This is a genomic window from Erythrobacter sp. GH1-10 (assembly GCF_045363165.1).
Taxonomy (GTDB): Bacteria; Pseudomonadota; Alphaproteobacteria; order Sphingomonadales; family Sphingomonadaceae; genus Erythrobacter.
On sequence record NZ_JBJFLP010000001.1, the window covers coordinates 794983 to 817726 of the forward strand.

Sequence of the window (22744 nt, forward strand, 5' to 3'; positions counted from 1 at the left end):
AGTTCTATTGCGAATCCGGGGAAGCTGAAATAGGGACCCGCTACCCGCGAGGGGTTCAGGAGGTTTCCATGCGTTTGTCGAAATATGTGCTTCCTTTGCTGAGGGAAGACTCCAGCGAAGCGCATATCGCAAGCCATCAGTTGATGCTGCGCGCGGGCCTCGTTCGGCAGACCGCATCGGGCATTTACGCCTGGATGCCGCTCGGCCTGAAAGTGCTCGACAGGATCGGCCGGATCGTGCGCGAGGAACAGGATCGCGCCGGTGCGATCGAAATGCTGATGCCGACCATCCAGCCTGCCGACCTGTGGCGGGAATCGGGGCGCTACGATGCCTATGGCCCGGAGATGCTGCGCATCCGCGACCGGCACGACCGCGATCTGCTGTTCGGCCCGACCGCAGAGGAAGTCATCACCTCGTTGATGCGCGGCTCGATCAAGAGCTACCGCGATCTCCCGCGCACTCTCTACAACGTGCAGTGGAAATTCCGCGACGAAATCCGCCCGCGCTTCGGCGTGATGCGGGGGCGCGAATTCCTGATGAAGGATGCCTATTCCTTCGACCTCGATATCGACGGCGCGCGCCACAGCTACAACCGCATGTATGTCGCCTATCTGCGCACCTTTGCACGCATGGGCCTCCACGCGATCCCGACGAAGGCCGACCCCGGGCCCATCGGCGGCGACATGAGCCACGAATTCATCCTGCTTGCCGACAACGGCGAAAGCGATGTGTTCTTCCATGAGGAATGGGCCGCGGAAACCCGGCCGCAAGTCCCCGACTTCTCGGATGGCGATGCGATCGATGCTTTCGTCGCCGATCGCACCCGCTTTTATGCCGCGACCGACGAAATGCGCGATACCGCGGCCGAGGCCGGGCTCGGCGAAAAGCTGCGCACCGCGCGCGGGATCGAGGTCGGCCACATCTTCTATTTCGGGACCAAGTATTCCGAATCCATGGGGATGAAGGTGCAGGGCCCCGACGGCGATCTGGTGGCACCGCAGATGGGCAGTTACGGCATCGGCGTCTCGCGTCTCGTGGGCGCGATTATCGAGGCCAGTCACGACGAAAACGGCATTGTCTGGCCCGAGGCCGTTGCCCCGTTCCGCGTCGGCATCATCAACATCCGCGCGAGCGACGAGGCCACCACGGCGATGGCGGACAAGGTCTATGGCGCATTGACGGGCGCGGGCGTGGATGTGCTCTACGACGACCGCGACGAGCGCGGCGGAGCCAAGTTCGCAGGCATGGACCTGATCGGCTTGCCGTGGCAGGTGATCGTCGGCCCCAAGGGTGTCGAGCGCGGTGTCGTCGAGCTCAAATCGCGCGCCACCGGCGAACGCGAGGAGATCTCGCCCGAGGCGCTGCTGGCGCGGTTCCAGGGGTAAGTGCGGCAGCCGCAGCGACGGATGGGTCACAGACTGTCTTGCCGACGCAAAGCGGCGCGCCTAGGGCAGCGCTCATGACCGAAAAAGACCTGAAAGACCGGCGTTTCTATCACGCCGACGAAGAAACCAAGTTTGCCGAGCGGGCGCCCGATCGCACGCCGCAAACCGAGCATCCGGCATACAAGCTGGCGTTTCGCGACACCGATTTTCTGCTGCGCGAAGAGCTTCGTCCGGTGCGCTTCCAGCTTGAACTGCTCAAGCCCGAAATGCTGCTCGACGAGGCGCGGGTGGGCTCGACCATGGTCATGTACGGTTCCGCGCGCATTCCTTCTCCGGATCAGGCGCAGGCCAAGATCGATGCTGCGAAGGACGGGACCGACTTCGAGAAGAAAGTTGCCGCACGGCTTGCGGAAAAGGCCAGGTATTACGAGGAAGCCTACAAGCTTGCCCGTCTCGTTTCCGAGAAGTCGATCATCGAGGACGGCAAGCGCCAGTTCGTCGTCTGTTCGGGCGGAGGTCCGTCGATCATGGAAGCGGCGAACAAGGGAGCAAGCGACGCGGGAAGCGAGTCGATCGGCCTCAACATCATCCTGCCGCACGAGCAGGCACCCAATTCCTACGTGACGCCCTATCTTTCCTTGAATTTCCACTATTTCGCGCTGCGCAAGATGCATTTCCTGCTCCGTGCACGAGCGGTGGCGATTTTCCCGGGTGGCTTCGGCACCTTCGACGAATTCTTCGAGCTGCTCACCTTGGTGCAGACCGGCAAGATGAAGCCGATTCCGATCCTGCTGTTCGGCAAGGATTTCTGGACCCGTATCATCGATTTCGACGCCTTGGCCGAGGAGGGCACGATTTCCAAATCGGACCTCGAGCTGTTCAATTGGTGCGAGACCGCCGAGGATGCGTGGTCCTGCATCGCCGATTTCTACGAACTCGAAGCCTAATCAGCCGGGCTCGCTCAAACTCCGCACCGCGTGATGGCCCAGCGGGCCGTTGCCTTCTCCGAAACCGGGGGCGTTCTCGATCGCCGCGCGCACGAAGTTGCGGCCAAGCCGCACCGCGTGTTCGAGCGGCTGTCCGTGGCCGAGCAGCGTCGCGATGGCCGATGACAATGTGCAGCCGGTCCCGTGCGTGTGCCTGGTTTCGATCCGTGCATGGTCGAACTGCACCGCCCGCGCGTTCTCGCCGGGTAGATACAGGATATCGATGATCCGCTGGTCCGAGGTGTGGCCACCCTTTGCGAGCACCGCCGCACCGGTCGCATGTGCGAGTTCTTCGGCGGCATCGGCCAATTGCGAACTGTCGGTGAGATTGCGTTCGAGCAGGTGACCGAGCTCGGGCAGGTTGGGGGTGACGAGCGTCGCCATCGGGAACAGCTTTTCGCGCAACACTTCGACGGCTTGCGGATCGATCAGCGCCGCCCCGCTGGTCGCGATCATCACCGGGTCGAGGACGATGGGCGCTTTGACGCCCACCAGTGCCTCGGCAGTCGCCTCGATGATATCGGCATCGTGCAGCATGCCGATCTTGATCGCGTCGACACCGATATCTTCGATGCAGGACGCTATCTGCTGCGCCACGACCGCAGCCGACATCGGCGCGATAGCTTGCACGCCAACGGTGTTCTGGGCGGTCACCGTCGTGATCGCGCTCATGCCGTAGCCGCCGAGCATGGCGATGGTCTTGAGATCGGCCTGGATCCCGGCGCCGCCCGAACTGTCGGAACCGGCGATAGCGAGGATGCGGGGAGGGATGCGCGGCGTAGTGGAATTGCTCATGCAAGGCCCTTAGCAACTCCGCGCTCTCCGCGGGACCGTTTTTGCGCGGGTGCGGCTGTTGGCTAATGGAGGCCCCGGGCACGCTTCGGTCTCGATGACAAAACAAGCGCGTTGTCTTGCTCGGGTTTCGTCACTCGCTCGGCTTTGTCGCCAGTGCAAACTCGCGGAAGATTTCCTCGTAAAACGAGCCGAATTCCTGGAACTCGTCGGTCTTCGAATTGATGTTGAAAGCAACAGCCATATTGTAGTCCGGAAAAACCAGCAGCCAGCTTTGCGCGCCCCGGGATACGCCGCCATGGTTTGCATTTCGGGCAACGCCTACACCCTCGACGTCGTACTCCCGCCATCGCCAGCCGATCGCATAGTCTTGCTCGTTGATTTCCCCCGATGCCAGCGACTGCGGTGTCCAGAACAGCTCCCGCGTTTCCTTGGAAATATAGCTTTCATCCAGCCACTTCGATCCCATGCGAACGAGATCCGTCGATGTCGAGGCCCAGCCGCCTCCCGGCAGTCTGTGGGACAGATCGATCGGACGCCACGAACGGTATCTTGTGCCATCGGTGAAGTAGGGAGTCGCGTGATCTCTTTCCGGATCCGCGTGTTTTGGCGCCACGACGGTCGACGTCATATTGCCCGGCAGAATGACTTCGTCCCTGATGATTTCGCGATAGGGCTTGCCCACGGCGTCGCTCATTGCCGCACCGAGCAGGACAGTCCCGAGCGACGAATATTCGAAGTCGGTTCCGGGTCCGAACAACAAGGGGCTCTCGTCGAAGACGGATAGCGCGCCGCGAACGTCCGGGTAGTGGCGCTGCAACGCCCCGGTCTCGTAGAACCCGAGCACATCCTGATTGTCGCTGTAGTGCGGAACACCCGCCATATGCGAGGCAAGCATGCGCGGCGTGATGGTCGCCCACGCCTCGTACGGGGCTTCTCTCAGGTAGTCCGAAATCGGCGTATCGAGGTCGATCTCGCCCTTGTCGACCAACCGTGCCAAGGCGGTCGACGTGATCGCTTTCGAAGTGCTGCCGATCCGGAAAACGGTCGCCGGTGAGGCTGGACGCCGCGCGTCGATATCGGCCCAGCCGACAGCGCCTTGCCATACAACTTCGCCGTCGACAGCAACCGCAGCCGTTATCGCCGGCGCGCCGATCTTTCCGCGATGCTCTTCCATGGCAGCGAGGACTTTGTCACCCGGTGCAGCCTAGCGATCATCATGGACTACCTGCGTTTGCGGTGTCTCGGCAGGCAAGGAAGTCCAGCCCCAAGGCGGAAAGGGAGCGTCGCCCTGATGAGCGTAGAAGCCGTAGATGGGCCACAGAAACCATGCGAGAGCCGAAAAGAGCGCGATCGCGCCGAAGCCAAGTAGCCTTCCCATCCTCAACCTATCACCTCACCCGGACGCTGCGAACTGTTCCATTGCCGTCACTACGGCAAAGCAAAACCGCTTAGCCACAAACGATGTAGACCAGTGCAAATCCCCCGGTTTCGAAACCCGTCGCCGCTAGGCTGTCATTCCGCCTCGTCCTTGAATTTCCGCGTGGTGCTTGGAGGATACTTCTGATGCAGCGCCCTGGCCCGGGTCGGGCGGTCCATCAGCTCGCCGCCACAATTGGGGCAGCGATCGTCGAGCTCTTCCGCGCACGGCGCGCAGAAGGTGCATTCGAAGCTGCAGATGAAGGCTCCGGGGGCCTCGGCGGGCAGGTCGGTGCCGCACCGTTCGCAATCGGGGCGCATTTCCAGCATGGCGATATCCTTTCCTAGGCTGCCGCGCGCACCGCGTCGCAGATCCGGTCGACCACGGATTCGACCTGGGCCTTGTCGTCGCCTTCGGCCATCACGCGGATCACGGGTTCCGTGCCCGATGCGCGGATCACGAGACGGCCCTTGCCCTCCAGCTCGCCCTCGGCGGCCGCGATCACCGACTTGACGGTCTCGTTCTCGAGCGGCGCGCCGCCATCGTAGCGGACATTCTTGAGCAGTTGGGGGACCGGATCGAACAGGTGCAGGATCTCGCTCGCCGGCTTTTGCGAGCGCACCAGGCTGGTGAGCACGCGCATCGCGGCGATCGTCCCGTCGCCGGTGGTCGAATGGTCGAGCAGGATCATGTGACCCGATTGCTCGCCGCCGACATTGAAGCCACCCTCCTTCATGCGTTCGAGCACATAGCGGTCGCCGACCTTGGTCCGCTCGAGCGTCAGACCCTGCGTTTCGAGATACCGTTCGAGACCGAGATTGCTCATCACGGTCGACACGATCCCGCCACCGCTCAAGGCGCCCTTTTCGTGCATGCGGGTCGCGATCAGCGCCATGATCTGGTCGCCGTCGACCGCGCGGCCCTTTTCGTCGACCACGATCAGCCGGTCGGCATCGCCGTCGAGCGCAATTCCGATGTCGGCCTGCTCGGCGACGACCTTGGCCTGCAGCGCCTCGATCGCGGTGGAGCCGACCCCGTCATTGATATTGATACCGTTGGGCGTCACGCCCAGCGTGATGACATCGGCGCCGAGTTCCCAGATTGCCGACGGGGCGACCTGATAGGCTGCGCCATTGGCGCAATCGACCACCACCTTCAGCCCGTCGAAGCGCACTTCGCTCGATACGGAATTCTTGACCGCGTGGATGTAGCGCCCGCGCGCGTCGTCGATCCGCCGCGCCCTGCCGATATTCTCCGAGGTCGCCAGCTTCGGCTCGGTTTCGAGCAAACGCTCGATCTCGGCTTCGGCTTCGTCCGAGAGCTTGAATCCGTCGGGGCCGAACAGCTTGATGCCGTTATCGGCATAGGGATTGTGGCTGGCCGAGATCATCACGCCGAGGTCGGCGCGCATCTCGCGGGTAAGCAGGGCGATGGCCGGAGTGGGCAGAGGGCCGGTCATGATCACGTCCATGCCCACGCTGGTAAATCCTGCGACCAGCGCGCTTTCCATCATATATCCCGAAAGCCGCGTGTCCTTGCCGATCACGACCCGGTGGCGATGTCCTCCGCGAACGAAATAATTGCCCGCTGCCTGGCCCACGCGCATCGCGGTTTCGGCGGTCATAACCCCGGCATTGGTGCGCCCTCTGATCCCGTCTGTGCCGAAGAACTTGCGTCCCATCCCGTGCGCTGCCTCCTTGTCGCGCCCGCCCGATCTACCGAGCTTGATTGTCAGGCGCTTCTGGCGCGGTTATCGCGCGAAGGGAAGGGCAAGCAGGCAACCGGGGACGCAAATTTTGAGCAATCCAGCAGCGAAAGCGCCCGAACAGGGCTTCGAACTGGTGACGATCCGGCTGCCGGTCGTCGCGACCTTCGTCGCACTGATCCTGGGCCTCGCGCTCGGGGTGGCGTTTGCAGGCGGCGGCATCGCGCAATGGGTGCAGGATGTCGTCGCGCTGATCGGTCGGTTGTGGCTGCGCGCCTTGCAAATGACGATCATCCCGCTGGTCGCCAGCCTGCTGGTGCTCGGGATCGCGCAAATGATCGCCGCGGCGCGCGCCGGGGCGGCCGCGATCAAATTCCTCGCACTGGTGTTCGGGGTTCTGATCGCTGGCGGATTGTTCACCGCACTCGTGATGCCGCTGGTGCTGCAGGCTGTCCCGATACCCGAGGCGGCAAGCGGTTTCCTGAGCGAAGTTCCGGAAGGCGAGCAGCAGGTGCCGGGAATTCTGGATTTCCTCGCCTCGCTGATCGCGCCCAACATGTTCGCTGCGGCGGCGGAAACGGCGATGCTGCCGCTGACGATCTTCTTTGCGCTGTTCGCTGTGGCGATCGCGAAGCTGCCCAAGGCGCAGGCGACGACGCTGCTCGGCTTTTTCCATGCGCTTGCCAATGCGATGCTGATGATCATCGGCTGGGTGCTGTGGGTGGCGCCGGTCGGCGTCTTTGCGCTCGCGTTCGGTGTCGGGCTGCGCAGCGGCGGCGGAGCGTTTGCGGCTCTCGCGCACTACATCCTGATCGTTTCAGCGATGGGCGGGTTCATCCTCGTGCTGGCCTACCTGATTGCCTGGGCGCTAGGCGGCGTGGGGCCCTTGCGGTTTGCCCGCGCCTTGATCCCGGCGCAGGCGGTTGCGATTTCGACCCAGAGCTCGCTCGCCAGCCTGCCCGCCATGCTCGACAGCTCCAACCGGCTGGGATTGAAGCCCGAAACGAGCGAATTCGTGCTGCCGCTGGCGGTGGCGATCTTCCGCGCGACCAGCGTCGCGATGAACCTGGCGGTCGCGCTCTATGTTGCCGCGCTGGCAGGGATCGAGATCCCCGTTGCGCTGGTCGGTATCGGTATCCTGATCGCGGTGATCATCAGCATCGGCTCGGTCAGCCTTCCCGGCTCGATCAGCTTCGTCGTTTCGATCGGCCCGATCGCACTGGCGATGGGCGTGCCGATCGAGCCGCTAGCCCTGCTGGTCGCCGTCGAAATGCTGCCCGACATCATGCGCACGCTCGCCAATGTGACGATGAATGTCGCGGTGACGTCCGTGGTGGATCGCGGAGATGAAGAGGTGGCGGAGGCCTAGCCCTTGGTAGGAGCGGCAAGGCCGCGACCGGCTGCCACTTCGTCGAGCTCTTCGAGGATCGCGCGATGCGCGGTGTCATCGTCGAGCGAACGCTGCGGAATATCGCCGTCTTCGAGCATCGAATTGAGCGTCGCGCGCGCGCGGCCTACCCGGCTCTTGATCGTACCCACTGCGCAGCCGCAGATTTCGGCGGCTTCCTCGTAGGAGAACCCGCCCGCGCCCACGAGCAGCAGCGCCTCGCGCCGTTCGGGCGGGAGTGTGAGCAATGCGCGGTGCATGTCCGAAAGGTGGATCGGTTCTTCCTGCCCAGCAGGTGCGGTCAGGATACGCTCGGCAACGCCTTCGTCGTAGTCGCCGCGAAAGCGGTTGCGGCGCATGTCGGTGAGGTAGGCGTTCCTCAGGATAACGAAGGTCCAGGCGCGCATCGAAGTGCCCGGCTCGAACCGGTCCTGCGCGGCCCAGGCTTTCAGCATGGTTTCCTGCACCAGATCGTCGGCCATGTCGGGACGACCGCAAAGCCCGCGCGCGAAGGCGCGCAGATGCGGCACGACTTCGGTCAGTTCGCGCTTGAACGCGGCCTTTTCAGCGGGCGTCCGCTTCGGATAGCTCTTCTTCTTCTTGCCGGCCATCAGGCGCCGCCTGCTTTCCCGGCTTCATCATCGCTCTCGTCCAATTGGGCGAGAAGGTCCTTGAAGCTGTCGGGAATCGGTTCGTCGACGACGGAATCGTAGAGCTGGCGCAGGCCGTCGGCCCAATCCGGCGATGCTTTCTTGCCGGGCGGATTGCCGCCGTGCTTTTCCGGATCTTTAGTGTCTTTGCCCGATGGCATTGATTTTTGGTCCTGATCCCCGGTGTACCGGGCAAAATTACCCGGCACGGCGTTGCGAAATTGCTCGTCAACGCTAGTCCTGAATTGGGAACGAAGCGAGCCCGGTTTGGTTCCGTCCACACGTAGCACCCGAATGAGAGAATGCCAGGTTACGGTTCAGGAGGCGGAGTGGGAGATCAGGCCAAGGGCTTGCAGCAAGGTGCGGAGCGGCCCGTTTCAGCGGGAACCCGTGCACGAAGGTGGCTGATCGATTACCCGCGCGCCATTCCGCTCGGGATTTTCGCCGCAATTGCCGCGATCACTGTGCTCAGCGTCTATTCCATCGAAAGCAATGTGCGCGCTCGCGAAGACGCACAGATGCGCGAATACGCCCAATCCATCGCTTCTGCGCTGGAGCAGCGCGGCAACAGCTTCTCGTCCTATCTGCGCGCCGGAGCCGCACTGTTCTCCAGCGTCGATGAGGTCAGCCCCGGCCTGTTTCGCCAGTTCGTCAGCGAGTTGCGTCTCGATGTCGAATATCGCGGGGCCGAAGGGATCGGATGGGTAAGCGTCATTTCGCAAGAGGAAGAGGCGGAATTTCTCGCGCGTGCCCGCCGCAACCAGCCCGATTTCCCGGCGGTCCGCCCCGTTCCGGAAAGCTCGGCGGAACGGCTCGCACCTGTCACCTATTTTTCACCCGATACCGCACGCAACCGCCGGGCGCTGGGGTTCAACATGCATTCCGATCCGGTTCGTGCCGCAGCCATGGCCGAAGCCAAGCGGACCGTACGCCCGACCGCATCGGGTCGCATAGTGCTTGCGCAGGAAGGGTCCGGCAACGCGCCGGGATTTGTGATCTTCATGCCGGTCTACAGCGGCGATCCAGCGACGCGCGACTATGAGAACAGTCTGGCAGGCTTCGTCTACAGCCCCTTCAATGCCGGGCGCTTCCTCGACTCCGCGATCGCACTTGCCGCGCCGGCCGACCTCGGCGTGCGCCTGTATGACGGCTCGCTCGATACCGAGCATGTGCTCGCCAACCGCCCGCTTGGTGGGAAGGTCCGTCATCATGTCGAAGAGGAAGTGACGATCGCCAACCGGCAATTGCTGCTGGTGGTGGAATCCGACAATTCGCAGGTTTTGGCATCGCTATCGATGGTGACGCTGCTGTTCGGACTTGCGGTCGCCAGCCTGCTGATGCTGCTGGCGCGGCTCCTCACGCAACAGGCGCAGGAAGACCGGGCGCGGCTGGCGTTCTATGAAGAACAGCATTCGATCCGCAATTCGCTGAGCCGCGAGCTCAACCACAGGGTGAAGAACACGCTCGCCAACGTGCTCTCGATCCTGTCGCTGACCCGGCGGCGGACCACCGATCTCGATGAATTCGCCGACAGTCTCGAAGGGCGGATCCGCTCGCTTTCGGCAACCCACGACCTGCTTACCGGCACCGATTGGGGAACGACGCCGATCCGTTCGGTGATCGAGGCCGAGCTTCAGCATTTCCGCGCCGGGAGCGACAATTCGATTGCGATCGAAGGTCCACCGGTCGAGCTCGCTCCGAACGACGCGCTGTCATTCGGCCTCGCCATTCACGAGCTTGCCACCAATGCAGCCAAATTCGGCGCGTTGAGCGTTCCGGATGGGAGCGTTTCGATCAAGTGGCAGCTGATCGACGAGCAATTGGCGGAAGTCGAATGGCGCGAGGCGGGTGGGCCGCCTGTCGCCCAATCGCGTCATCGCGGATTTGGCACCGAACTCATCGAGAAGATCGTCGCGCACGAGCTCAGGAATCCCGTGCAGCTGGAATTCCCCGATGACGGGGTGCGCTGCGTCATGCGCGTGCCGGTGCGCCAGCGCAGCGAATTCCAGATCCGCGAGCGCGCCGATTGATCCGGACTGTCGTCGGCTTCAGTCGAGCGGCCGACTCGATTTGAAGAACAGCGCCTGGCTGATCGCGGCGCGGACCGATTGCTCCTGGAACGGCTTGGTGACCAGATAGGTCGGCTCGGGCCGGTCGCCGGTCAGCAGACGCTCGGGATAGGCGGTGATGAAAATCACCGGAACTTTCGAAATCGCGAGAATGTCGTCGACGGCATCGAGGCCCGAGGACCCGTCGGCGAGCTGGATATCGGCGAGCACGAGGCCCGGCATCTTCTCCTCCACCGCCTCGCGCGCCTGGGTGCGTGTCGCAGCAGTGCCGCAGACCTCGTGACCGATCGAGTTCACCAGGTCTTCGAGCTGCATCGAGATCAGCGGCTCGTCCTCGATGATGAGGACGCTGGTCGCCTGTTCGCGATCGATCTCGCTGATCGCCTCCGCCACCAGCGCTTCGATTTCGGAGGTCTCGAGATCCATGATCATTCCGGCCTGCGCGGCCGAGAAGTCCTCGAGCGTGGTGAGCAGCAGCGCCTGGCGGTTCAGCGGCGTGATCGCGCCGAGCCGGCTTTGGGCACCGGCTTCGTGCTCGCCGCCGCCGGACTGGGTCGCGTCGGGATCGAGGTAGGCGCTCGACCACACCTTGTTGAACGCCCGATAGAGCGGGATCCGCCCGCCATCGAGCGATGCCCGCAGGTCCTCGTCGGCCAGGGCCGCCTCCAGTGTTGCCCGCACGAACGCATCGCCGGTGCTTTGCGAACCGGTGAGCGCGCGCGCATAGCGCCTGAGAAACGGAAGATTGTTGGCTACTTGCTGACCGAGGGACATTGGCGACTCGCTTTCGAAACGTGTTCGGCTCCTTTCAGGAGCGCATTCGAATCGGGGGCATAGCGACTTGAAACGCGCGCGTCGCCCCCAAGCTCGATAAAGGCGTATCGAACGATATGGAGCGGCGAAAGATTTGTGCAATCCTCGATGATCCGGACCGGATTGGAGAGAGTTCACAAAAAAATTTCGATCGGCGGGAACCGGTTTTCGAGACGCGCATTTCTTTCTTGTCACCGCCGAGACCCCCCTCCCGTCCAAGCGGCTGTGACACGATCCCGAAAGGCCTCCACTCTCCCAAGTGGAGGCCTTTTTTGTCGGGTGTCCATCAGGCCAGTGGCTTCTCGTAGATCGCGTATTCGCGATTGATCGTGCTCTCGATCGTATCGGCAATCGCGACCATTCCCTGGTTGTCCTCGAGGATCCAGCCGATTTCGCCGCGCCTGGATTCGAATTCTCCCGCTGCGTGGCGGCGAATGTAGGAAATCATCATGAAGGCGAGCTGGCTCGCCATGCGCGAGTTCTGGAATTCCTTAAGCACGCCCATCAGCGGAACGCGCATGTCCGAACCGCGCGGCTTCCTGAGCCAGCGCAGGATGTGAAACCAGCCCAGCGGGAACAGCTTGCCGTCGATCCGCGCGAGTACATCGTTGAGATCGGGAAACGTCAGCATGAACGCCACCGGGCGCCCATCGACTTCGGCAATCATGTTGAGCTTTTCGTGGATGATGGGCTTGAGCTTGACCCCGGTGTGCTCGACTTCGGCCTCGGTCAGCGGGACGAAACCCCAATTGTCCGACCAGGCATCGTTGAGAATGCCGAGGATGATCGCTGCCTCGTTGTCCCAGTCCTTCTTGTTGACCGGGCGGACGGTGATCCGCTCGTTGCGTTCGCCGGATTTGACGATCCTTTGCACAAGCGGGGGAAACTCTCCGCTGATGTCGAGATCGTAGGTGTAAAGCGTCTTGGCGCGAGCATAGCCGGCGGCTTCGATCCATCCCGCGTACTCCGCCGGATGATGCCCCATCATGATGACCGGCGCGTGATCCTGCCCGCGCACCAGCAGGCCGGGTTCCTCCCAGATCGATAGCGAAATCGGGCCGACGACGCGGGTCATACCCTGCCCTTGCAGCCACGCCTCGGCGGCTTCGAGCAGCGCCTTTGCCACCGTTTCGTCTTCCGCATCGAAATAGCCGAACATGCCGGTGCCGGGACCGAACCCTTGCTCGGGCGGCATGTCGAGTGCCAGCTCGTCGATATGCGCCGAAATCCGCCCGACAGGTTTGCCGCCGCGCTGCGCGATAAAGAACTGCGCACGGCCATGGCCGAAAAACGGGTTCTTGCCCGGATCGATCAGCTCGAGCTGTTCGCTGCGCAATTGCGGGACCGAATGTTCGAGCCGCGCGGCAAAGGCCCGCCCGACATCGACGAACCGCGCACGTCCGCGCTTGTCGTTGACCGGTTCGATACTTATCTGTGCGTCCGTCACGCAGCGTGTCCCGTATTGTTTCAAATCAATGCGACCCTGCCCCTGAACCTGCATCACAAGCAAGCCAGTCGATCACTCTTGCCAACACATCCTGTTTGGCCATGCCGCCGGTTTTGCGGTAAAGGCCGCCGCGAGACATACGAATGAACATGCAACAGAGCCCTTTACCTGCCGAAGCAGCTGCCTCTTCCGCGACGCGGGAGCGCCGCGCCGTGCGCGCCGATTTCCAGACGCAGGACGACAAGGACATGCTGCGCGCCGCGCGCGATCTCGTGCGCGATCTGGGTGAAGCGAAGCCGGGTATCTACTGGCCGGACATGCTGGTTTCGGCAGCGATCGGCTATGCCGGGATCGCAGCGGCGATCTTCGCAGGAAACGCGTGGACTGCGGTGTTCGCCGGCGTGGTGGCTGCGCTCGCGCTCTACCGCGCACTGATGTTCATCCACGAGCTCACCCATATCAAGAGCGACGCGCTGCCGGGTTTCCGGCTGGCGTGGAACCTCATTATCGGCATCCCGATGCTCACGCCCAGCTTCATGTACGAGGGCGTGCATGTGATCCATCACAAGCGCACGCAATACGGCACTATCGAGGATCCTGAATACCTGCCGCTTGCGCTGATGAAGCCGTGGAGCCTGCCCGCATTCGTGCTGATCGCACTGCTTGCGCCTGCGGCGCTGATTATCCGCGCCGGCATCCTCGTGCCGATTGGCGCGGTCATTCCCCCGGTGCGCAAACTGGTTTGGGAGCGCTTCTCCTCTCTATCGATCAATCCCGAATTCCGGCGCAAGCCGCCGACCGGCGATTTTCGCAAGCGGGTCCTGTGGCAGGAGACCCTCGCGAGCGTCTGGGCGATCGCGGTGCTGCTGAGCCCATTCGCGTTCGGCTGGCGTCCGGTGCTGATAGCGCTCGCGATCTTCTCGGTCACCGCCGTGCTCAACCAGCTGCGCACGCTGGTGGCGCATCTGTGGGAGAACGAGGGCGAGCCGATGACGGTCACCGCGCAGTTCCTCGACAGCGTCAACGTGCCGCCGCCGGGACGGATCGCGGAGATCTGGGCGCCGGTCGGCCTGCGCTATCACGCGCTGCACCACCTGATGCCCTCTATGCCGTATCACGATTTGCCCGAGGCGCACCGTCGCCTCAATCGCGAGCTCGGCACCGGTTCCACCTATGAAGGCGCGAACCATCCGGGCATGTTCCCGCTGGTCGGGCGGATCGCACGCAGCACGATGATCCGTCGCTAAAGCGGTCTGCGGCCTAATCGGCCCGCTGCAATTTCGAGCCCTTCGGCGGAGTGGTTCCTGCAGTATCCGAACCGCCGCGGATCATGGTGCCGGTCGCTTCGTCCTGATCGCCCTCTGCATCCGCCTCAGCCGCCTCCGTTGCCTGCTCCGCCGGTGCGTTCTCGTCGATCCGGGCGGTGACCGCCGGTTCGTCTTCCCTCGTGTTGCAGCCTGCGAGCACAAGCGCGGCGGCTGCGATGGTGAGCGCATGTTTCATGGCTTTCTCCTCGATTGCGAGCCAGCATAGGCGTCGTGCAGCCGGTGACAAAATCCCGAAACGGGTGCGTCTCAATCGAGGAAACAGATCATCGCGCAGCGGCGGTCGCGCGGAAGGCCGAATTCGACCGCTGCGTCCTGTCCAGCGGCCAGTCTCGGATAGGCGTCGAGGTCCTTGATGATCTCGAAGCCGTGCCGGGAATAGAACGGCGCGTTCCAGGGAACATCGCGAAAAGTGTGGAGCGTGATCGCCCGAACTCCGGCATTTCGCCCGTCGATCTTCAGCGCGTTGAGCAGGGTCGCGCCAATCCGCTTGCGCTGAAATGCGGTCGCCACACTGAGTTCGTGGAGATGCAGCTCGCGCCCATGCCTTCGCGTTGCTGCAAAGCCGATCACCTCATCGCCGCTGACTGCGGTCAGGCAGTGCCGCTGGGCGATCATCGCACGATATTCGTCGGCGCTATTGCTCGGCGGTATCGGCAGTCCGGCAAGGCTTGGCTCGTCGGCCAACAAGCGTGCCGCGTCCTCTTCAACGGTATGAAAGGCCTCTGCGTCTTCGGGTCGGGCGAGGCGCAGCGACCAGTCCGGGCCCGAAGTCATTCCTCGGTCCGGATCAGGACCGTTTCGCCCACCAGCAGGAACAGGAAGAACGGCGCCCATGCGGCAAGGAATGGCGGATATCCGCCGAAGCTGCCCATCGCCAGCGCGGCATTGTCGACCACGAAATAGGCAAATCCCAGCGCCATGCCGATGATAGCGCGGACGAACAGCTGGCCAGAGCGCGCGAGGCCGAACGCCGCGACCGAACCGAGCAAGGGCATCAGCAGTGCCGATAACGGCCCCGAAATCCGGTGCCACCAGTTGGCGCGCATTTCCGATGTGCGCATTCCGATCGCCTCGAACGCGTCGATGGTCTCGGACAATTCCCAGAAGCTCTGTCCGTCGGGGTCGATCGATTGCAGGTCGATCTGTTCGGGCGTGAGCGCTTCGCCGACGATCATTTCGCCGAGCTCTTCGGTCTCTGCGCTGCCGACATCGAACCTTTCGGGATCGGCAAGCCTCCAGCCGGGCGCAGCATAGGTCGCGCCGCTGGCCTTGACCTGCTCGATGATGATCCCGCCCGGTCCGCGCTGGTACCAGGTGACGTTGCTGAGCTGGATATTCTCGCCCGAGCCGACAAGCGTTGCCGCGGTGAGCACATTGGTGCCGTCCGACAGGTACACGTTCGAACGCACGCCCGAATCGTCCGGTATCGGCTCGTACTGCACCGCCTCCCAGGCCTTGAGCGTCGTATTGGCGCGGGTCACCACCCGCTCGTTGAACGCAAAGCTCACCACCGCGACCACCGCTGCGGTCAGGAGCAGCGGGGCAAGCACCTGGTGCGCGCTGAGGCCCGCCGCCTTCATCGCTACCACCTCGCTGTTCTGGTTCAGCGTCACCAGCGTGATCAGCGTCGCCAACAGCACCGAATAGGGCAGGAAGCGCGATATCAGCTGCGGTATCCGCAGGCTGGCGTATTTGAGGATTTCCGCCTGTCCGTTGCCTTCGGGCGTGAGGATGCGTCCGGTCGCCGAAAGCAGGTCCAGCGCCATGAGCACCAGCACCAGCATGACGAGCACGGCAAAGATCCGCACCACGAACATCTTCGCGAGGTAAAGCGTGAGTGTGCGCGAGGGGAAGAAGTCGAGCTGCATGGCGTTTCGCTATGGCTGGCTATTCCGCGGGAGACAATTGCGGATCGGAATCCTCGGGCAGCGCGGTGCGCGGGCGGCGCCGCTTGAACAGCTTGCCGATCTTCTTCGCGATCTTGGCAAAGGCGTTCTCGAGCGCGCCGATCGCCTGTCCGCCGGGCACGTAGGCGACCCGGTAATACATCCACAGGATCAGCGCCGCGAAGATAACGAACGGCCCCCACAGCGCCAGGATCGGATCGATACGCCCGAGCGTCGCGACATCCTCTCCGTACTGATTCACCTTGTGATACGCGACTACCATCACGATCGAAACGAACACGCCCAGCGCGCTGGTCGATCGCTTGGGCGGGATCGCGAGGCTGACCGCGAGCAGCGGCATCAGCAGCATCATGACGATTTCGACCAGGCGGAAATTGAAGGTCGCCTGGCTGGCATCGCGCTCGGCCTCGGGCCGGTTTTCGCTCCACCCGATGCTGAGCAGTTCGGGAAGGATGTATTCGCGCGTCGCATCGCCGCGCGCGCGGAATTCGTCGATGGCGGGAAGGTCGATCGGCAAATCGTGACGACTGAAAGACAACACCCGCGGGGTTTCGCTGCCGGTGTCCTGCACGATCGTGCCTTCGGTCAGGCGCAGGATGATCGTGTTGGGATCGTCGGTTGTCGCCATGAACGACCCTTCGCGCGCGCTGATCGAGAGAACCTGGTTCTTCTCGTTCGCAACGCGGGCGAAAATGCCCTTCAGGCGCGTGCCGTTGTCCTCGCTTTCCTCGATCCGCAGCGCCATCCGGTCGGCGAGGGTGGTGAATTCACCGACCTTGATCGATGCCCCGAGCGCGCCCGAACGCAGCTCGTATTCCATCTGCTGGTAATAGTAATTGCTGAGCGGCTGGATGTAGAACACGATCCCGACGTTGATCGCCATCAGCAGCAAGGTAATCGCGTAGGGCACGCGCAGCAGGCGCCAGTACGAAAGCCCCACCGCGCGCATCGTATCGAGTTCGCTCGAAGTTGCGAGTTTGCGGAAGGCGAGCAGCACACCGAGCAGCAGGCCGAGCGGGATCGCAAGGCTGGCGTATTCCGGCAGCAGCGCACCGAGCATCTTGAAGACCACGCCGATCGGCCCGCCTTCGACGGCGACGAAATCGAACAGCCGCAGCATCTTGTCGAGCACCAGCAGCGAGGCGGCGAGCGCGAAAACGCCCATCAGCGGCACGATCGTGAGCCGGAAGATGTACCGGTCGATACTGGGAATGAAGTTCAGCACGGCTTGCTAATGGGCCTTCGGATCGCTCTCAACCAACGGTAGCGCGAGGCATAGCGCGAAATTCGCGTCGGGTCATGTGCCGTTTCGACAGGCGGGTTTCACCAAAACCGGCTGCCGGGGACGCCTTTGAAGGGACCGGCTTCGTACTGGCTGATCCATCCGCCGTAAAAACTGCCGGGTTGCGGCGTGATCTGCTCGCCATCGACAAGGCACCGGTCGAACGGCTCGGGATAGAATGCGATGAAATCGCGGATCGCCGCGAAGGACGGTGTCGGGTCGGAATAGGACCACGCAACCGCTTCCAGCCGTTCGTCGCCGATCACCACGTCCCAATAGCGCGCCTGCCCCTTCCACTCGCACAGCGATCGCCGCGAGTTGGGCTCGAGATGCTCGGTCGCGATGTCGGCAGGCGGGATGTAATAAGTTGGCGGATGGCTGGTTTCGAGCGTACGCCATGCATCGGTGCTGTCGGCGATCGTTACGCCGCGATGGATGATCTGGATGCGGCGCGCGGTCGCCTCGCAGATGGCAGGACGGGGATAGTCCCACACGCTTTCCTGTCCGGGGCCGACCGGATCGGGTTCGGGGTGGTGCGGCTGGCGGCTCACGCCTTTTCAAGCGTGCATTGCAGCGGGTGCTGGTTCTGCCGCGCGAAGTCCATAACCTGGTTCACCTTGGTCTCGGCGACTTCGTAGGGGAAAATACCGCACACGCCGACACCCCTCTGGTGGACATGGAGCATGACCCGGGTCGCCTGTTCGAGATCCATCGAGAAGAAGCGCTTCAGGACCATCACCACAAATTCCATCGGGGTGTAATCGTCGTTGAGCATCAGCACTTTGTACTGGCTCGGCCTCTTCGGCTTGGCGCGGGTCTTGGTCGCGACCCCGACTTCGCCCTCGGTCCCGGCATCGCCATCCTTGCCCGCATCGTCGTCGCCAGCCGCAAGAGGCGCGAAGACGAGCGGCAGCTCGATGGGATCAAGAGTGGGGCGGGGCTTTGCCATGAGGCTCCATTATGGGATTCGTAATCGTGATCGCAAGGATTCGTGGGCGGCCATAGCGCGCGCTCTATTAACGAGACGTCGCCTGCGCGGTTCCGTTTGTATCTGTGACAGATAGCAAAAGGCCGGACAGGCGCTTGGTCGGTCCTGGCCCAGCGATAAAACGAAAAGGCCGGACAGGCGCTTGGTCTCTCCTGGCCCAGCGAGCAAATGAAAAGGCCGGACAGACGCTTGGTCGGTCCTGGCCCAGCGAGCAAATGAAAAGGCCGGACAGACGCATGGTCTGTCCGGCCTGGCGCAATGCGCCCACTTCATGAACCGGGTTTGGGAGAGAGAGGAGAGGCCCGGTTCAGAAATATGTTGCTTAGGCAGCCTTCGAGATCTTCTCGGCGGCCACGCTCACGCGGTTCGAGATCGGAGCGAAAGCGTCGTTGTAGAGCTTCACCCATGCTTCGGTGCGCTTCGAGCCGTAGCCGACGAGCGCGTCGAAGTTGCGACGTGCGAGTTCGCCCTGCAGCTGGAACAGCTCGGTCGGCGACTTCACCGAAGCCATCTTCTTGGCGTCTTCGGTGACGGTTTCGACGACAGTCTTGCCGGTTTCGACGTTATCCTTGGCCAGTTCCTGGGCACCGGTGAAGAAGATCTTGCCGCTCTCGACGACAGCGTCGAGGTTGGCCTTGTTGAACTCACCGAAATCGCCGGCGAATTCGGTAGCCGAGGTGTAGGCACCCTTCACGCGCTCTTGCACGTCGGCAGCCATTTCCTTGGCGGTGGTGGTGAAATCGGTCTTCTTTGCGGTAGCCATGATGGTGTCCTTGAGTTGGGTGACGGGGTTGGTGTTCTTCGGAGCCGCCTTCTTGGCAGGTGCCTTCTTGGCAACCGGCTTCTTGGCGGTCGTTTTCTTCGGTGCGGCCTTCTTTGCAGCCGGTTTCTTGGCCGGTGCCTTTTTCGCAGCCGGTTTCTTGGCGACCGCTTTCTTGGCAGGGGCCTTCTTGGCCGGCGCCTTGACTGCCTTCTTTACAGCAGCGGCCTTCGGCGCGGGTTTCGGAGCGTCGGCTTCAACAGCCTCGGCGACCTTCGCGGCAGTCGTCTTCTTTGCAGCTGCCTCTTCGTAAGCTTTCTCGGCAGCGGCATCGATTTTCGATTGGGTGTTGGCTTCAGCCATAAATTCCTCGCTTCATGTTGCACTGCACAAAATAAGCATTGCAGGTGCGAAGTCAAGGATTTTTTGTGCAGTGCACAAAAAGTGATTTGATCGCTGAATTCAAACAGAAAAGTGGGCACCGGGCGTGCGTCGGTCAACCGAAATCGTGCATTATCTCGTCTTCACATAACGCCCCGGAGCGTCCTCGATCACGGTGTCGCCGCGCCCGCCGGGCTTGCGCTTGCCGGTCGCAGGGACTTTCGTGTCGTCCTGCTTTTCCAGCCATTCGAGCCAGTGCGGCCACCAGCTGCCGGGATGCTCCTCGGCGCTTTCGATATAGGCCTTGAGCGAGGGCGCGTTGCTGTCGCCGACCCAGTACTGGTATTTGTTCGCGGCAGGCGGATTGACCACCCCGGCGATATGGCCCGAGCCTGCCAGCAGGAATTCGAGCGGGCCCGCGAAATGGTCGGTGATCCGCCACACGCTCTCGGCCGGGGCGATATGGTCCTCTCGCCCGGCCTGCACGAAACTGGGCGTTTCGACCTGGGTCAGGTCGATCGGCGTTCCGTCGGCGGAAAGTGCGTCGGGCACCACCAGCTTGTTGTCGCGATAGAGGTCGCGCAGGTAATCGTTGTGCCACTTCGAAGGCAGGTTGGTGACGTCGCCGTTCCAGTGCAGCAAGTCGAAGGCCGGATAGTCCTCGCCCAGCAGGTAGTTGTTGACGACGTAGTTCCAGATCAGGTCCTTGCCGCGCAGCGCGTTGAAGGTCGCGGCGAGATAGCGCCCGTCGAGATAGCCTTGCGGTGATAACTGCCCGATCATCTCGAGCTGCGAATCCTCGATGAAATGCTTGAGGTCGCCCGATTTCTCGAAATCGACCTGCGCGGTAAAGAAGGTCGCGCTCTTGACCTTGTCGGCCTCCTCCCGCCGCGCAAGGATCGCGAGCGTCGCGGCGAGCGTGGTCCCGGCGACGCAATAGCCGATCGTGTGGACATGCGGCACCTTGAGCCGATCGCGCACACGGTCGATCGCGTCGATCTGCGAACGGATGTAATCGTCCCATACGACATCGGCCATGCTCTCGTCGGCCGATTTCCAGCTGACGACGAACACGGTGAGCCCCTGATCGACCGCCCACTTGATGAAGCTCTTCTTGGGGGTGAGGTCGAGGATGTAGAAGCGGTTGATCCACGGCGGGAAGATCACCAGCGGCACTTCGTAAACGTCCTTGGTCGAGGGGCTGTACTGCACCAGCTGGTACATCGGGGTTTCGTGCACCACCTTGCCCGGCGTCGCCGCTAGGTTCTCGCCCAGCGTGAAGGCATCCGGATCGGTGTGGGTCAGCTGCCCGCGCTTCAGGTCGTTGATGAGGTGGCGCATCCCGCGCACCAGGTTTTGCCCCTTGGTCTCGACCGTGCGTTTCATCACCACGGGGTTGGTCAGCAGGAAATTGTCGGGGCTCATCGCTTCGGACAGCGCGTTGACCGCGAATTCGAGCTGCTTGCGTTTTTCCTTGTCGAGCCCGTCCATGCTCTTGACCGCTTGCCGGAAATACTCGGTCAGCATCAGGTAGGTCTGGTGAAGCAGCGCGAAGGCGGGGTGTTCGCGCCATGCGGGATCGGCAAAGCGCCGGTCCTTCATCGGCAGTTCGGAGGCGTCGTCGCTCTCCCCGCCTGCGCCTGCAGAGGTGACGAACCGTTCGAAGACGCCCTTCCACAGCGCCAGCGAATCCTGCGCCAACCGGGCCTGCGCATCGAACGCGCCCTTGGGGAACTGTTCGACCATGCTCTGCGAGATCACCAGCCACTGCGCCGGATCGAGCAGGTTCTTGCCTTCGGTGGACTTCTTCGCCGCTTTCTTCGCCTGATGGCCCATGAATTCGAGCCACATCTGCTGCAATTCCGTGCCTGCCTTGGCCCATTCGCCCAGATCCCCGGCGCTTACGCCTTCGGGCAGCATGCCCTTCAGGCTGGCGCCCAGCGCCTCGCCGGAACCGCTTCCCGATCCCGGCATCGCCTGCGCAAACATTTCGCGCATTGCCTCGCCCTGCATGTCGAAGAAGGCGCGGAAGGGTTCTCCTGCTGCGAAGGGGTTGTTGCCGTCGTTCTGTGCCATGATTCCTCACGCGTTGCCTGATTGCGGTGCTGACCGGTGGTTGGTGACAAGTCTAGCGAATACGCCTTTCCACATCGACCATTAATGGCTTAAACACCGGGCAAAGTCCGCTGTCATTTTGATCGCGCGGGCGATTGGCGCGAAACTGGACAAGAATCGCAATGGATGAACAATTTTACCGCATGAAGCGGCTGCCGCCCTATGTCATCGCCGAAGTCAACGCGATGCGGCACGCAGCCCGGCAGGCCGGTCAGGACATTATCGACCTCGGCATGGGCAATCCCGACCAGCCGCCGCCACAGCACGTGATCGACAAGCTATGCGAGGTCGCCCAGAAACCCGACGCGCACGGCTATTCGCAGTCGAAGGGCATTCCGGGCCTGCGGCGTGCACAGGCGAACTATTACCAGCGCCGGTTCGGGGTCGATCTCGATCCCGAAAACGAGGTCGTGGTGACGATGGGATCGAAGGAGGGGCTCGCGAGCCTCGCCAATGCCATCACCGCGCCCGGCGATGTCGTACTGGCGCCAAACCCTTCCTACCCGATCCACACATTCGGGTTCATCATCGCCGGTGCGACGATCCGTTCGGTCCCGACGACACCCGACGAGGAATATTGGCGTTCGCTCGAAAGTGCGATGAATTTCACCGTGCCCCGCCCGAGCGTGCTGGTCGTGAGCTATCCGTCCAATCCCACGGCCGAAACGGTCGACCTTGCGTTTTACGAGCGGCTGGTGGACTGGGCGCGCGACAACCAGGTCTGGGTGTTATCCGACCTCGCCTATTCCGAACTGTATTACGACGGCAAACCGACGCGTTCGATCATGGAGGTCGAAGGCGCGAAGGATGTGGCGGTCGAATTCACCAGCATGAGCAAGACCTATTCGATGGCGGGCTGGCGGATGGGCTTTGCGGTCGGCAACAAGCAGCTGATCGCGGCGATGACGCGGGTGAAGTCCTATCTCGATTACGGGGCCTTCACGCCGATCCAGGCAGCAGCCTGCGCCGCACTGAACGGTCCGCAGGACATCGTCGAAAAAAACCGCGAGCTCTACCGCAAGCGCCGCGACGTGCTGGTCGAATCTTTCGGCAGGGCAGGGTGGGATATTCCGCCGCCGTCTGCCTCGATGTTCGCCTGGGCCCCGCTCCCGCCGGCGCTGGCCGAGATGGGCAGCCTCGAGTTTTCCAAGCAATTGCTGACCGAGGCGCAGGTCGCTGTGGCTCCGGGTGTGGGCTATGGCGAAAAAGGCGAGGGATTTGTCCGAATCGCCATGGTGGAGAACGAACAGCGCCTGCGGCAGGCTGCGCGCAATATTAAGCGCTATCTGACGTCGCTCGGCGTGAACGGGCCGGGGAGTTAGCGAAAGG

22 protein-coding genes are annotated in these 22744 nt (G+C 62.7%); 6 read left to right on the forward strand and 16 right to left on the reverse strand.

Annotation, left to right across the window (positions count from 1 at the left end):
- Positions 1 to 68: 68 nt before the first annotated feature.
- Both proS and ACI5KX_RS03980 read left to right on the forward strand, forming a co-directional pair.
- Entirely contained in the window at positions 69 to 1385 is a 1317-nt protein-coding gene (gene proS, locus ACI5KX_RS03975; protein ID WP_406809375.1) for a proline--tRNA ligase, read from the forward strand.
- A 74-nt stretch (positions 1386 to 1459) separates the two neighbouring features.
- Complete coding sequence (locus tag ACI5KX_RS03980) at positions 1460 to 2332, forward strand: LOG family protein (protein WP_406809376.1); 873 nt, start codon at positions 1460 to 1462, stop codon at positions 2330 to 2332.
- Here the strand turns inward: ACI5KX_RS03980 and thiD are convergent, their stop codons facing one another.
- From thiD to glmM, 4 genes are all read right to left on the reverse strand, one after another.
- Positions 2333 to 3166 (reverse strand): bifunctional hydroxymethylpyrimidine kinase/phosphomethylpyrimidine kinase, encoded by an 834-nt coding sequence (gene thiD / locus ACI5KX_RS03985; protein WP_406809377.1) that lies wholly within the window; start codon positions 3164 to 3166, stop codon positions 2333 to 2335. It lies immediately after the preceding gene.
- Positions 3167 to 3296: 130 nt separating this feature from the next.
- Complete coding sequence (locus ACI5KX_RS03990) at positions 3297 to 4340, reverse strand: serine hydrolase domain-containing protein (protein WP_406809378.1); 1044 nt, start codon at positions 4338 to 4340, stop codon at positions 3297 to 3299.
- Between the two features lie 338 nt (positions 4341 to 4678).
- Positions 4679 to 4912 carry a DUF1272 domain-containing protein gene (locus ACI5KX_RS03995; RefSeq protein ID WP_406809379.1) on the reverse strand — a complete coding sequence of 78 codons (234 nt, stop codon included), beginning with the start codon at positions 4910 to 4912 and terminating at the stop codon, positions 4679 to 4681.
- Between the two features lie 14 nt (positions 4913 to 4926).
- Positions 4927 to 6264: a phosphoglucosamine mutase gene (gene glmM, locus ACI5KX_RS04000; RefSeq protein WP_406809380.1), complete on the reverse strand. Its 1338-nt coding sequence runs from the start codon at positions 6262 to 6264 to the stop codon at positions 4927 to 4929.
- Between the two features lie 115 nt (positions 6265 to 6379).
- Here glmM and ACI5KX_RS04005 point away from each other — a divergent pair, with 115 nt between their 5' ends.
- Positions 6380 to 7657 carry a dicarboxylate/amino acid:cation symporter gene (locus ACI5KX_RS04005; protein ID WP_406809381.1) on the forward strand — a complete coding sequence of 426 codons (1278 nt, stop codon included), beginning with the start codon at positions 6380 to 6382 and terminating at the stop codon, positions 7655 to 7657.
- Here ACI5KX_RS04005 and ACI5KX_RS04010 read toward each other — a convergent pair.
- Positions 7654 to 8286 (reverse strand): sigma-70 family RNA polymerase sigma factor, encoded by a 633-nt coding sequence (locus ACI5KX_RS04010; protein ID WP_406809382.1) that lies wholly within the window; start codon positions 8284 to 8286, stop codon positions 7654 to 7656. The two genes, ACI5KX_RS04005 and ACI5KX_RS04010, sit on opposite strands and share 4 nt — an antisense overlap.
- Complete coding sequence (locus ACI5KX_RS04015; RefSeq protein WP_406809383.1) at positions 8286 to 8606, reverse strand: NepR family anti-sigma factor; 321 nt, start codon at positions 8604 to 8606, stop codon at positions 8286 to 8288. Before ACI5KX_RS04015 ends, ACI5KX_RS04010 begins: the two co-directional genes overlap by 1 nt.
- 21 nt (positions 8607 to 8627) lie before the next feature.
- Here ACI5KX_RS04015 and ACI5KX_RS04020 point away from each other — a divergent pair, with 21 nt between their 5' ends.
- A complete protein-coding gene (locus tag ACI5KX_RS04020; protein WP_406809384.1) occupies positions 8628 to 10355 on the forward strand; it encodes a CHASE domain-containing protein in 1728 nt (575 codons plus the stop codon).
- Positions 10356 to 10373: 18 nt separating this feature from the next.
- Here ACI5KX_RS04020 and ACI5KX_RS04025 read toward each other — a convergent pair whose 3' ends face one another.
- Both ACI5KX_RS04025 and ACI5KX_RS04030 read right to left on the reverse strand, forming a co-directional pair.
- A complete protein-coding gene (locus ACI5KX_RS04025; protein ID WP_406809385.1) occupies positions 10374 to 11168 on the reverse strand; it encodes a response regulator in 795 nt (264 codons plus the stop codon).
- 325 nt (positions 11169 to 11493) lie between these two features.
- Positions 11494 to 12654 (reverse strand): N-acetyltransferase, encoded by a 1161-nt coding sequence (locus ACI5KX_RS04030; RefSeq protein WP_406809386.1) that lies wholly within the window; start codon positions 12652 to 12654, stop codon positions 11494 to 11496.
- Between the two features lie 149 nt (positions 12655 to 12803).
- Here ACI5KX_RS04030 and ACI5KX_RS04035 point away from each other — a divergent pair, with 149 nt between their 5' ends.
- Positions 12804 to 13901: a fatty acid desaturase family protein gene (locus ACI5KX_RS04035; RefSeq protein WP_406809387.1), complete on the forward strand. Its 1098-nt coding sequence runs from the start codon at positions 12804 to 12806 to the stop codon at positions 13899 to 13901.
- A gap of 13 nt (positions 13902 to 13914) precedes the next feature.
- Here the strand turns inward: ACI5KX_RS04035 and ACI5KX_RS04040 are convergent, their stop codons facing one another.
- The 8 genes from ACI5KX_RS04040 to ACI5KX_RS04075 all read right to left on the reverse strand — a co-directional run bounded on the left by ACI5KX_RS04040 (position 13915) and on the right by ACI5KX_RS04075 (position 21376).
- Entirely contained in the window at positions 13915 to 14157 is a 243-nt protein-coding gene (locus ACI5KX_RS04040) for a hypothetical protein (RefSeq protein ID WP_406809388.1), read from the reverse strand.
- 71 nt (positions 14158 to 14228) lie between these two features.
- Positions 14229 to 14756, reverse strand: a complete 528-nt coding sequence (locus tag ACI5KX_RS04045) for a GNAT family N-acetyltransferase (RefSeq protein ID WP_406809389.1) — start codon at positions 14754 to 14756, stop codon at positions 14229 to 14231.
- Positions 14753 to 15850 (reverse strand): LPS export ABC transporter permease LptG, encoded by a 1098-nt coding sequence (gene lptG / locus ACI5KX_RS04050; protein WP_406809390.1) that lies wholly within the window; start codon positions 15848 to 15850, stop codon positions 14753 to 14755. The genes ACI5KX_RS04045 and lptG overlap by 4 nt, the downstream gene beginning before the upstream one ends.
- Before the next feature lie 19 nt (positions 15851 to 15869).
- Positions 15870 to 17114 carry an LptF/LptG family permease gene (locus tag ACI5KX_RS04055; RefSeq protein WP_406809391.1) on the reverse strand — a complete coding sequence of 415 codons (1245 nt, stop codon included), beginning with the start codon at positions 17112 to 17114 and terminating at the stop codon, positions 15870 to 15872.
- A 98-nt stretch (positions 17115 to 17212) separates the two neighbouring features.
- Entirely contained in the window at positions 17213 to 17722 is a 510-nt protein-coding gene (locus ACI5KX_RS04060; RefSeq protein WP_406809392.1) for a DUF427 domain-containing protein, read from the reverse strand.
- Positions 17719 to 18120 carry an ATP-dependent Clp protease adapter ClpS gene (gene clpS / locus ACI5KX_RS04065; RefSeq protein WP_406809393.1) on the reverse strand — a complete coding sequence of 134 codons (402 nt, stop codon included), beginning with the start codon at positions 18118 to 18120 and terminating at the stop codon, positions 17719 to 17721. The genes ACI5KX_RS04060 and clpS overlap by 4 nt, the downstream gene beginning before the upstream one ends.
- Positions 18121 to 18481: 361 nt before the next feature.
- Positions 18482 to 19282 carry a phasin family protein gene (locus ACI5KX_RS04070; protein WP_406809394.1) on the reverse strand — a complete coding sequence of 267 codons (801 nt, stop codon included), beginning with the start codon at positions 19280 to 19282 and terminating at the stop codon, positions 18482 to 18484.
- A 150-nt stretch (positions 19283 to 19432) separates the two neighbouring features.
- Positions 19433 to 21376, reverse strand: a complete 1944-nt coding sequence (locus ACI5KX_RS04075) for a PHA/PHB synthase family protein (RefSeq protein ID WP_406809395.1) — start codon at positions 21374 to 21376, stop codon at positions 19433 to 19435.
- Positions 21377 to 21537: 161 nt separating this feature from the next.
- Here ACI5KX_RS04075 and ACI5KX_RS04080 point away from each other — a divergent pair, with 161 nt between their 5' ends.
- Entirely contained in the window at positions 21538 to 22737 is a 1200-nt protein-coding gene (locus tag ACI5KX_RS04080; protein WP_406809396.1) for an LL-diaminopimelate aminotransferase, read from the forward strand.
- Positions 22738 to 22744: the final 7 nt, after the last annotated feature.